Source organism: Idiomarina abyssalis (genome assembly GCF_900116625.1).
GTDB classification, from domain to species: Bacteria; Pseudomonadota; Gammaproteobacteria; order Enterobacterales; family Alteromonadaceae; genus Idiomarina; species Idiomarina abyssalis.
The window spans coordinates 123,995-135,346 of the sequence record NZ_FPBE01000008.1; the positions used below are offsets into that span (position 1 = coordinate 123,995).

Below are 11,352 nucleotides of genomic sequence, written 5' to 3' on the forward strand. Positions count from 1 at the left end.
GTATTAATCAATAAGCAATAACGCAGGTTTGCTACAACTATTCTTTAATCGCAAAGCTGCCTTGCATAATGGCTGAATGACCAGGGAAGGTGCAGTAGAATTTATAATCAGTGTCTGCACTCATACCTTCAGTAGAGAAAGTCACTGAGGTTTCTTCACCACCGCCAATCACATCGGTTGCCGCAATAACGGCATCTGAGTCCGGTACATACTGGCTTTCCATACCAGCTGACATACCTTGCTGAACAACTGATTGCATATCGCCAGCTTCACTCAGAACCCAGTTATGGCCCATGACTTTCTTATCCAGCTTACCTGAGTGAGTCAAAGTTACAGTCACTTCGTCACAGCTCGCTGGCACGGACATCTCTTTTGTATCAAACCTCATGTTGTCATTGCTATCTATAGTGAGTTCACATTCGTTAGCTTGTGCGGCGTTTGCGACAAACAACATCGAACCCAGTAGTGCAGAAATTATGTAACGCATTGCAATACCTCTTCGGTTAGTATGAAATGATTCCTTCCTTATACGTAAAATCTCGCATTGAGATTACTTTAACGAGAATTTATATGACGAAACATCCATTTTCGCCACAATCGCTCCTTGCTCAGGGAGGTACCCACTCTGACAACGAGAATGGCGTAATTATCCCTCCAGTATACACATCAACGACTTACCTGCGCGATGAGGATAATCAATATCGTACTGGTCGTGTGTACTCGCGAGCTGATAACCCCACTTACCGTCCCGCAGAAAAGCTATTAGCAGAACTGGAGAATGCGGCCGACGCCCGTTTATTTGCCTCCGGTATGGCTGCTGCAACCACGGTTTTTCAAGCGTTAAAACCCGGAGACTCAGTCATCGCTCCTAAAGTTATGTACTGGGCGTTGCGCAAATGGCTGCAGACCTTCGGGGTTGATAGCGGACTGGACGTTCGTTTTGTCGATACGTCTAACCTGGACGAGTTGCGCCATGCCATTTCAGAAAAGGCTCCCACGCTCATTTGGCTCGAAACCCCAGGCAACCCTTTGTGGACAATAACCGACATTGCCGCAGTGGCTGATATGGCCCGCAACTGTGGTGCCCTGCTGGCGGTAGACTCTACAGTAGCCACACCTTTACTGACTAAACCGCTGGATCTCGGTGCCGATGTTGTCATGCATTCCGCCACAAAATATCTTAACGGTCACTCCGACGTTATCTCTGGCGCTCTCGCTGCCCGCGAAGATAACGACTTCTGGAAACGCCTGGTTGCCATTCGTGCGCAATACGGTGCAGTTCCGGGACCACAAGATGCAGCTCAGCTACTACGCGGCATGCGAACATTGTTCTTACGAGTACGCGAAAGCTGTCAAAATGCGTTGTACATTGCGGAGCAATTAGAGCAACACCCAAAAGTCACTGAAGTGCTGTACCCGGGCTTAAAAAGCTTTGCCGGCCATGATATTGCGGTTAAGCAAATGCAGGGTGGTTTTGGCGGCATGTTGTCTATCCGTCTGGCGGGTGGTGAGAAAGCCGCTATTGCCGTTGCCGCAAAAACTCAGCTGTGGCATCGCGCTACGTCATTAGGTGGTGTAGAGAGCCTGATTGAACACCGCGCCAGCATTGAAGGGCCGGATACCCCGGTACCCTTAGACCTATTGCGTTTGTCGGTAGGAATTGAAAACGCCGATGACCTGCTGGCAGACTTACAGCAGGCCATCGACAGCGCGCACGCTTAAATGCTGACGCGCTTATAGAAGCGGTATTCCGGCTTCCAGAAATTGTTGTCGATGCGCTCACGCAGCGTATCGTCATCAATTTCCAGTGCCAGACCTTCCTGCTGAGCCACTTTACCCACCGCAAAAGCAATGTCTTTACTCAACTGCGTCAGGTCTTTAAAAGCCGGCAGTAATTCCTCGCCTTTACCATTAGCACTGGGCGAAGCTGCTGCTAACGTCTTACTTGCCACACGCAGCATTTCATCACTGACCCGTTGCGACTTAACAGACAGCACACCAAGGCCAATACCCGGGAAAATATAACTGTTGTTACACTGAGCTATCGGATACAAACGCCCGTTATACTCAACTTCACCAAAAGGACTACCGGTAGCAACAATGGCTTTACCTTCACTCCATTTCAGTACATCCGCAGGGTGCGCTTCTACATGTTTTGACGGGTTACTCAGAGGGAAAATAATGGGCCGTTCAACATTTTTTGCCATAGTCGATATAACTTGCTCAGTAAACAAGCCCGCCTTACCGGAAACACCAATTAAAATATCCGGTTCGGCACAATGCATCACATCCAGCAACGACGGATAATCACCACTGTATTCCCAGTCATTCAGGTCGGCCGTTTTTTGCGCTAATGCCTGCTGGAAGTCGCGCAGCCCGTCCATAGTGTCCATCACCAGACCGAAGCGGTCGACCATAAATATCTGTTTCTTCGCCTGCTCCTCGGTTAAACCCTCAGCCGTCATTTGAATCATGACTTGCTCGGCGATACCACAGCCGGCTGAACCTGCCCCCACAAACACGACTTTTTGTTCGCTGAGCTTTTTGCCTTTTTGACGACAGGCCGCCAATAAAGTACCCACGGTGACAGACGCTGTTCCCTGAATGTCATCGTTAAAGCAGCAAACTTCATCACGATAGCGACGCAGCAGAGGCATCGCATTAGGCTGAGCAAAGTCCTCAAACTGCAGCATCACTTCCGGCCAACGTTTAGTAACAGCTTTAATAAATTTATCAAGGAAATCGTCGTACTCTTCCTGACCAATGCGCTTATGCCGCGCCCCCATGTACATGGGGTCTTCCAGAAGCTTTTCATTATTGGTGCCGACATCCAGCATAACCGGTAGTGTATACGCTGGGCTAATGCCGCCGCAGGCGGTATATAACGACAGCTTACCAATCGGAATACCCATGCCTCCAATGCCCTGATCACCTAAGCCCAGAATGCGTTCGCCGTCGGTGACGACAATGACCTTCACCTTCTGCTTAGTCGCATTGCGCAGTATATCGTCCAGCTGATCACGCTCTGAATACGAAATGAACAAGCCGCGTGAGCTGCGGTAAATATCCGAGAACTTCTCACAGGCATCACCCACGGTCGGGGTGTAGATGATTGGCATCATCTCTTCCAGATGATCCGTCAGTAAGCGATAGAACAAAGTTTCGTTGTTGTCCTGAATAGCACGCAGGTAAATATGCTTGTTAATGGGCGTTTCAAAGCTCCGGTACTGCATATAAGCACGCTCTGCCTGCTCTTCAATGCTCTCATAGCGAGGCGGCAACAAACCGGTCAGGTTAAACGCGGCACGCTCTTCCTTACTGAACGCACTGCCCTTATTCAGTAGCGGGGTTTCCAACAAATTAGGGCCAGAATAGGGAATATAAAGCGGACGCTGCGTCTGCGGCATAAGTACAAACTCCTGAAAGCCAAAGTAATACGAATATCATAGCAAAACGCGGCTGCGATTCACATGTTTCGCTGGGCTTGGGAGGAAGCGGCTGTTAAGGCGCATGTTTCGCTGGAGCGTTGAAGGGCTTTATGCCAGAGACGCTGCAAGTTCATCCATGAACGCTTGACGAAGGCCATCCATGGCCTTCGACACTCTGGCATAAAGCCCTTCAACACTCGTAACGCTTACATGCGCCTTAACAACCGCTCATCAAGCTTCAGTTCGATCTAGTTCGTAATCCATAACCAGGCATTCCAGAGGTATATGTAAGCCGCTATGGAGTCGTCGAATCATAGGCAGCGTTAAACGCCGTTTCCGATTTAAAACCTCACTAACCCGACTCCTCTGACCTAAAAATGGAACCAAGTCAGAATCTTTCAGGCCCTCCTGATCCATTCTGAATTTAATCGCTTCCACAGGGTCGGGCGCATCGATTTTATACTTAGCTTCTTCGTACGCTTCGACCAAAGTCACCAGAATATCGAGTTCATCAGCCGCTTCTGTGTTGGGTTCAGCATCCCAAAGCTCATTAATACGAGCCAGTGCACGCTGATGATCCTCAGCTGTTTTTATGGGCTTTATATTCATACCCTCACCTCTAAATTGTTTCTGCATCAATTGCGTCGTATTGCTTATGCGTACCAACGAACCGAATGTAAATCATCGAGAACTCATACTTCATCGCGACAACAAGCCGGTACTTGTTACCGTGGATATTAAACACAACCCGATTATTAGCTATAAAACTCGCGAAGAGTTGCCCTTGATACAATTCTCATGAACCTAGTTACCCCCAACCCAATTTCCCATTATGGGAAAAAATAAAGCTTTGTCAATAAATTCCCAATACGGGAAATTGACATTTTATCTATTGAGAATAGCTACATTTCAGAAGGAGAGAATAAGAGAAGGATTAAAGGGGCATATGAATTAATAGACTAAGAGGCGTAGCATGATGCTATTACATTATAGGAAACACGAAATACGAGTGCTTAAGGGGTTACAGCGTCTTACTCAGATGATTCCCAGGGGCAGGCTTTGGCGGCAAAAGGCGATAAAGGAAAGAACTCGTGGCTTGAGGAGTGTCGACAGCCATGGCCGTATAGGAATTAGCTGGATGAGTGCGCCCGGCAGTTGCAAAGGCTCTTGAGGAGGTGTGCAGCGCCATGGATGGCGCTGCCCAAGCCCTACAGGGACGTATTCACGGGCGTCCTCCGCAAGAGCCTTTCAACTTCAGCACTCATTCAGCTACAGTTTCAGGCCCCAGCGGGTGGCGGTGCGCTTGACGGCGTCGACGTTTTCAGTGGCTATAATGTGCAGCGGTGTGCTTTCGAACTGGGCGCTTAAGTCCAGATGTTGCTTTAACCAGGACAGCATGGCCTCGCCGGAATGGATGGTTTTGGCGCCGCTGAAGTAGTCGGAAATGCTCTCGGCTATCAGCGGAAAGTGCGTGCAGCCCAGCAACACCACGTCCGGCTTTTCAAGTTTGCTGAAGTAGTGCTTAAAGGTTTCCTGCAAAATTGGCCCGTCGTAAAGCTCTTCTTCGACAATAGGCACAAACAACGGCGTAGGCATGGCGTCTACCTGGTTGTAACCCAACGCTTGTATTTGCTGCTGGTAGGCACCGGAATTGATGGTGGAGCGCGTAGCAATAACCAGTACCCGGGCGCTGGTATCAATACCCTGCAGTTGCTGCAGTGCCATAACACCTGGCTCCAGCACCCCGTAAACTGGCTTGTTAGAGAACTTCTGCATTTGCTCTAATGCGGTCACACTCACGGTGTTACAGGCCACCACCAGGCAATCGACATCGGCGCCGTTAAAGAACTCCACCGCTTCCAGCGCGTAGCGCGTTACCGTATTGCTGTCCTTGCTACCGTAGGGCACCCGGGCGGTGTCTCCGTAATACAGCAACTCGCTGAAACAACCGCTTTGCTGCAGTGACCGCGCCACTGTTAAACCACCCACACCGCTATCAAAAACTCCAACTTTCATGCTTACTATTTCTCCAGGCTTACCGTTTTAAGACGCAGCGCGTTGGTTATGACAAAGACACTGGACAGCGCCATAGCACCTGCCGCCAGCATAGGCGACAGCAAAATACCAAAAAACGGATACAGTACGCCGGCGGCAACAGGAATCAGTGCGGTATTATAGGCAAACGCCCAGAATAAATTCTGATGAATATTACGCATGGTGGCCTCTGACAAGGCAAACGACTGCTGCACCACGGTCAGGTTGTCTGACATCAGTACCACATCGGCGGATTCAATCGCCACGTCGGTACCGGTTCCGATAGCAAAACCCACGTCGGCAGAAGCCAAAGCCGGCGCATCGTTAATACCGTCACCCACAAATATCACCTGACCCCACTCTTTTTTCAGGCGCTTCACCGCATCCACTTTGCCATCAGGTTTAACGTTAGCTACCACTTCGTCAATGCCCAGTTCTTTCGCAATGCGTTTTGCAGTGGACTGGGCATCTCCTGTGACCATTGCCGTTTTCAGGCCGTCGTCATGCAGGCGTTTAATCAATTCTTTGGCGCTGGACTTAATCGGATCATCCTGAGTAAAGATCGCAGCCAGCTTTCCATCGACCGCCACATAAATAGGCGTACGGCCGCTTTCAGACCAGTTTTTCGCGTCATCAGGCTCACTATCCAGCGAGATACCGTTGTCCTGCATTAACTCGCTGGTACCAATGTAAAGCGTTTTACCATCGACTTTACCGGTAGCACCCAAGCCAGAAATGGCTTCAAAGCTGTCAGGCTCGCTGACTTTAATGTCCTGCTCTTTGGCGTAGTTGACCAGAGCTTCTGCAGTGGGGTGCTCTGACTTAGCTTCAACCGAGGCTGCCAGGGTCAGCACCTCTTTTCCATCAAAGTCGCCAGTGGTAATCCAGTCAGTAATAGTTGGCTTACCTTCTGTCAGCGTGCCGGTTTTATCAAAAATAACGCCTTTCGACTGCTGCAACGCCTGCAACGCACTGCCCTGACGGAATAGCACGCCCATTTCAGCACCTCGACCGGTCCCCACCATAATAGACGTAGGCGTTGCCAGCCCCATTGCGCAGGGGCAGGCAATTATTAACACGGCCACCGCGTTTACCAAAGCGAATGTGAGTGCTGACTCACTCGCCGCAAAATACCACACCACAAAGGTCAGCAGCGCCACCAGCATGACCGCCGGTACAAACCATAATGTAATACGGTTCACAGTATCCTGAATCGGCAATTTACTGCCCTGAGCCTGCTCAACCATACGGATGATCTGCGCCAGCACGGTTCCTTCACCGGTCGCCGTCACTTTAAAGCGCAGCGTCCCTTTTTCGTTCAGGGTACCGCCAACCACTTTATCGCCTTTTTCTTTATGTACCGGCTCAGGCTCACCGGTTATCATGGCTTCGTTCACGTAGCTGTCGCCGGAAGACACTTCACCATCTAAAGCAATACGCTCGCCCGGGCGCACTTCAATTTCATCGCCTTTGCCTAGCTCATCAATAGCCACTTCAGTGACTTCATCATTACGCACAACTCGTGCGGTTTTGCTTTGCAGGCTCATTAACCGCTGAATGGCATCCGAGGTATGGCTTTTAGCGCGCGCTTCCATAAAGCGTCCGGCCAGAATCAGCGTGACAATAACCGCCGAAGCTTCGAAGTAAACGTTCACTGACTCGCTCGGCAGCCACGAAGGAACTATTGTTGCCACGACCGAGTAACCCCAGGCTGCGGTAGCGCCCAGAGCCACCAAAGAATTCATGTCCGGTGCCCCACGGAATAACGCAGGAATACCCAGTTTATAAAAACGCGCGCCAGGAACCGCCAGTACGACGGTAGTAAGCACTAACTGTACCCACCAGCTGGTTTGTAAGCCCAGTGAGTTATGCACCCACTCGGAAAATACGGGCACCATATGGTTGCCCATGGCCAGTATAAACACCGGCAGCGTCAACAACGCGGAAAGCCATAACTGGCCTTTTAACGTCCGCATTTCTTTTGCCTGTTGCTCACGCTGTTCGCGCATTTGCTTATCGCGATCAAGCACTTCGTGGGCATCGTAGCCGACATCTTTCACTGACTTAATCAGATCCTCGACAGAAAGCTTATCAGAGTATGTTACTTCGGCGCTGTCCGACGCCAGATTCACCGAGGCATCTTCAACACCATCCAGACCATTAAGCGCTTTATCGACACGCCCAACGCAGGACGCACAACTCATGCCTTCAATACTTAAACGAACGGAATTACTCATCACTACCTCCGTCGGCCTCTGCAGGTTTCAACCACAGCAACAGCCAGAACACGACCAACTGCGCCAGCTCAACATAACGTTGCATGGCACCGCGCACCTCTGCCAGCTCTGGATTAATCATCAATACAAAGCCTAAAGCAATAATCACTGACAGCAGGACAAACGCGCAACGCACCGGCCAGGTAGTTCTTGGTGTAAAGGTCAGCAGCAAGGTGCCCAGCGCGAAGCCAAAGTAACTGGCTATGCTGATAATATTATGTAACGCCTGAGAGCTGGAGCCGTCCGCTGGGCAGCCTAAATCACAAGGTGCCAGTGCCGCACCGAGGTAAGCAACCGGATAGAAAAACAAAAGGCTCCAGCCAATATGGCTAATGCCTTTAACGCGCAAATGAGGGCGCGCAGTTAATAGCACGCCGAAAGAAACCATCGCCAGAGGAATAAAGCCCACCCAGCCAAAAGCACCCGCCGCAGTACTGCCGGTGGCATTAATTTCACTAATGTACTGGCTGACATGTGAAAAGTCGTCTTTTACCCAGGTTGCCACCAACTGCAGGCCAACCCAAAACAAGGTCAGAATAATGAGTTGCGGCATCACTGGAGAGCTTTTCGTCGGTGCGTTTTGCATGTAGCCTCCTCGGCTGTATTAATGTGATAATCTTTCACTACAGTGTAAACCAAGATGGGAACAGATTGTGAATATTCAAGTGCTTGGCTGCAGCGGCGGACTCAGCGGCGACAACAAAGGCGGTTCAACCTGTATTCAGCTCAATCATAACATTGTGATTGACGCAGGCACCGGCCTGAATCAACTCAGCCTGGCACAAATGCACCAAGTTCGGCATGTGTTTTTAACCCATTCACACATGGACCACATAGCGGCGCTTCCTACCTTTTTAAGTAACCAGTACGGAAGTGAGCACTTACCTGTCACCGTGTACGCACAGCCGCATACTCTGGAAAAGCTGAAAAATAATATTTTTAACGGCGATATCTGGCCTGAACTCAGCAGCATGACCGAAGGACCGGAGCCGATACTAACCTTTAAAGAAATTCACCCGGGCGAGTGCATAAAGCTTGAAGGTATGGAAATTAAAGCCTTTGCCGTCGAGCATAGCGTACCGACAGTGGGGTACAGCGTAAAAAATCAGGGCAAACACTTTGTATTCCCTGCCGATACCATAGCCGGCACGCAACTGACCGAACAGCTTAACCGCTTAGGCCACATTGATACTCTCATGCTGGAATGTGCTTTCCCTGACGAGCTACTGCAGGTTGCAGAAAAAACCAAACACATGACTCCTGGCTTACTTGAAAGCGCCCTGAAGAGCTTAGAGCAACAACCCGCTGAGCTTTGGGTAACTCACCTGAAACCGAGCTACGAAATTGCCCTGCGCAAAACCTTAGCAACCAACCCACCGCATAAAAATACGGTGGTGTTGTAACCTGAGCTACGCATTTGGGCGTACATTACGCGCCCGCTCAGCAATATCATTTTCGATAGTTTTGATGAGCCCTGCAGAAAGTCCCAACCCCTTAGCTTCGGTTTTGAAGTTTCGGGTTTGTTGGTAAATTTCATCCAGCATATGGTAAAGCGGTTTGCTGTTTGCAAAGCCGGCCTGCCCGGCCATTTGCTCTAACGCTCTTTTATCCGGATAAGCTCCGTTACCGTTGAATGCTGTCATATGCTCACCATAAGAAGACGGGCTATAGACAATGTCGTAACACGGTGAGAGTTGCCACTCATCCTTGTCATTGGCGAGGAAGCTAAAGTTTTTCGAATGATCATCCTGATTCACAGTTACATAATTAAATAATGCCCGCCTAACCAGTTTTTTTGCTTCATCAACACCGCACATAAGTCGCGTAGCCTTAATTAAATCCACGTAATCCAATGAAGGCTCGCGGAAAGAAGCATCTAGTAAACCTGCAGCTGACAGCATGTGGTAACGACCGTTTTCGGAGCAATCAAACCGCGCCTGCTGCAACCAAAACTGACCATTGCCCGCATCGATAAGCTCAAACTCAGGCGCCTCAATCCCCAGAGCCTTAGCCATGCTTAAGTAGAGGTACTCAACTAGGCTTTCTTCGTGCTTTAGTAAAAAACGTTCCGACGTGAGCTTCACAATCAGCTTCTGGCCTTTCGCTTTTGGGGCAGTTGAGTATTGCCCATCGGCTAGCAATGTTGCGTTTAGTTTCGGCCGTGCACCACCCGAGCCCCCGGCAGCCTGAAGGTGTTCAATAAGATCCGTTTCAGTACCTTCAAACTCCTTGACTGCTTCCTGGCCCAACTTTCGTAACGTAATATCGTCAGCGTCATATTCTCTTAACGGAGCTTTCGGCTCATAAGAAAGAGCCCCCAAACAATCCGACCCAATAAAAGCCAAGCGCTCCAATGCAGATATCTTCTGTGGATTATAACCATTTTTCCGAAACACTCTGTCCATGAGGTAAAGTCCCCAACCGTCAGGCAGGCTATCTGCAAACACACCATGTAAGCCATAATGAGGTTGTCCTGGAGCCTTTTGAAGCTCAGTTGTCGCTTTTAGGTTGAACGGTGACAAGGATGTTTTGTGGCGTTCTAAATAGTCTTTGTGATACTGAAAATAAACGCCCGATTTATTTTCCGCTAAAGTGCCAACAGCTATCCGTTCACCGTCTGACAAGGTTCGTATTACCTGAAGGGGCGTATCAAGCATTCTTCAAAACCTCATCTATCGTTTTAGGCGCTTTTTCCTGCTGCAGGAATTGTCTGAACTGATTGAGTTCATCCAAAGCTTCGATCAGCATTAAAAACTGACGCAAAGAGATGTTCCCCGTGCGTTCAAACTTACGCACCGTGCCATAAGGCACACCTGATTTTTCAGACAAAGCTTCAACCGACAGCTTTTGTGCTTTTCGCAGTTGCTTAATATGCTCTTTAAGATCAAGCTGCGTATCGTATGCAGTATTTAGAGAAAGTGTCATAATAGTAACAATTTAAGCGATTATTAAGGGGTAACTGTTACTATTATAGCAATACTTGTGAACTAGCGCTATTCCTTGTCTGATGTTCATGTCGGGTGAGATACCATGGATAGCAGGATAGCGAGCGCCCCAACGGTTGCAGGGACTATTGAGGAGGTGTGCAGCGCGAGCTGCAAGAGGCATCAAACCCGTGGGCTTTCTGCTGCAGGAGTGTCGAAGGCCATGGATGGCCTTCGTCAAGCCTTCAGGGATGAACTTGCAGCGTCTCCGCTGTAGCCTGATGAGATGGTCCCCTCCCTCTTACGGCATCGCAATGTGCCAATATAGAGGTTCAAGCTTCTATAGGAACAGAGTGGAGAGGACCAATGGCTATTGTAAACAGAATTGCCCTGGATTTGGCAAAGGATTTTATTCAGGTTTTGGCGCTGGATGAAAATGAGCAGGAAGTGTTTAATAAAAAGCTGCGCAGCAACAAGGTGTTAGCGAAGCTGGCGACGCTGAGCCGTACGGATGACTGTGAAGTAGCGGTTGAGTCCTGCGGCATGAGTCATTACTGGCGCCGCGAATGTGAAAAACTGGGTTATAAAACGGTGGCTCTGCCACCACGCTTCGTCAAAGCGTATTTGCAGGGTGAGAAGAACGATGCAAATGACGCCCGGGCGATAGCCGAGGCAGCATCACGGCCTAAC

General features: G+C 49.6%; 12 protein-coding genes. 3 read left to right on the forward strand and 9 right to left on the reverse strand.

What is annotated here, in order from left to right; all coding sequences use genetic code 11:
• Positions 1 to 37: 37 nt before the first annotated feature.
• Entirely contained in the window at positions 38 to 487 is a 450-nt protein-coding gene (gene azu, locus BM359_RS12515) for an azurin (protein WP_054490527.1), read from the reverse strand.
• A gap of 83 nt (positions 488 to 570) precedes the next feature.
• On the opposite strand from azu, the gene BM359_RS12520 reads away from it, so the two are divergent.
• Complete coding sequence (locus BM359_RS12520) at positions 571 to 1,722, forward strand: trans-sulfuration enzyme family protein (RefSeq protein WP_054490682.1); 1,152 nt, start codon at positions 571 to 573, stop codon at positions 1,720 to 1,722.
• Here the strand turns inward: BM359_RS12520 and BM359_RS12525 are convergent.
• The 6 genes from BM359_RS12525 to BM359_RS12550 all read right to left on the reverse strand — a co-directional run bounded on the left by BM359_RS12525 (position 1,719) and on the right by BM359_RS12550 (position 8,324).
• Complete coding sequence (locus BM359_RS12525; protein ID WP_054490525.1) at positions 1,719 to 3,407, reverse strand: NAD-dependent malic enzyme; 1,689 nt, start codon at positions 3,405 to 3,407, stop codon at positions 1,719 to 1,721. The genes BM359_RS12520 and BM359_RS12525 overlap by 4 nt on opposite strands.
• A gap of 252 nt (positions 3,408 to 3,659) precedes the next feature.
• A complete protein-coding gene (locus tag BM359_RS12530; protein WP_034818354.1) occupies positions 3,660 to 4,037 on the reverse strand; it encodes a helix-turn-helix domain-containing protein in 378 nt (125 codons plus the stop codon).
• 10 nt (positions 4,038 to 4,047) lie between these two features.
• The gene (locus BM359_RS12535; protein ID WP_082332160.1) at positions 4,048 to 4,221 is read right to left on the reverse strand and encodes a type II toxin-antitoxin system HigB family toxin; all 174 of its coding nucleotides are present in this window, start codon (positions 4,219 to 4,221) and stop codon (positions 4,048 to 4,050) included.
• 476 nt (positions 4,222 to 4,697) lie between these two features.
• Positions 4,698 to 5,444, reverse strand: a complete 747-nt coding sequence (gene murI / locus BM359_RS12540) for a glutamate racemase (RefSeq protein WP_054490523.1) — start codon at positions 5,442 to 5,444, stop codon at positions 4,698 to 4,700.
• Positions 5,445 to 5,449: 5 nt separating this feature from the next.
• On the reverse strand, positions 5,450 to 7,699 hold the full coding sequence (locus BM359_RS12545) for a heavy metal translocating P-type ATPase (protein ID WP_054490521.1): 2,250 nt from the start codon (positions 7,697 to 7,699) through the stop codon (positions 5,450 to 5,452).
• Positions 7,692 to 8,324 (reverse strand): DUF998 domain-containing protein, encoded by a 633-nt coding sequence (locus BM359_RS12550; RefSeq protein ID WP_054490519.1) that lies wholly within the window; start codon positions 8,322 to 8,324, stop codon positions 7,692 to 7,694. The genes BM359_RS12545 and BM359_RS12550 overlap by 8 nt, the downstream gene beginning before the upstream one ends.
• Before the next feature lie 67 nt (positions 8,325 to 8,391).
• Between BM359_RS12550 and BM359_RS12555 the strand changes: the two genes are divergently transcribed.
• The gene (locus BM359_RS12555; protein WP_054490517.1) at positions 8,392 to 9,141 is read left to right on the forward strand and encodes a 3',5'-cyclic-nucleotide phosphodiesterase; all 750 of its coding nucleotides are present in this window, start codon (positions 8,392 to 8,394) and stop codon (positions 9,139 to 9,141) included.
• A gap of 6 nt (positions 9,142 to 9,147) precedes the next feature.
• Here BM359_RS12555 and BM359_RS12560 read toward each other — a convergent pair whose 3' ends face one another.
• Together BM359_RS12560 and BM359_RS12565 are read right to left on the reverse strand one after the other, a co-directional pair.
• Positions 9,148 to 10,395, reverse strand: a complete 1,248-nt coding sequence (locus BM359_RS12560) for a type II toxin-antitoxin system HipA family toxin (RefSeq protein WP_054490514.1) — start codon at positions 10,393 to 10,395, stop codon at positions 9,148 to 9,150.
• Positions 10,388 to 10,663 (reverse strand): helix-turn-helix domain-containing protein, encoded by a 276-nt coding sequence (locus BM359_RS12565; protein WP_054490512.1) that lies wholly within the window; start codon positions 10,661 to 10,663, stop codon positions 10,388 to 10,390. Before BM359_RS12565 ends, BM359_RS12560 begins: the two co-directional genes overlap by 8 nt.
• A 365-nt stretch (positions 10,664 to 11,028) precedes the next feature.
• On the opposite strand from BM359_RS12565, the gene BM359_RS12570 reads away from it, so the two are divergent.
• A partial coding sequence (locus BM359_RS12570; RefSeq protein WP_143441147.1) for an IS110 family transposase occupies positions 11,029 to 11,352 on the forward strand: 324 nt, incomplete at its 3' end.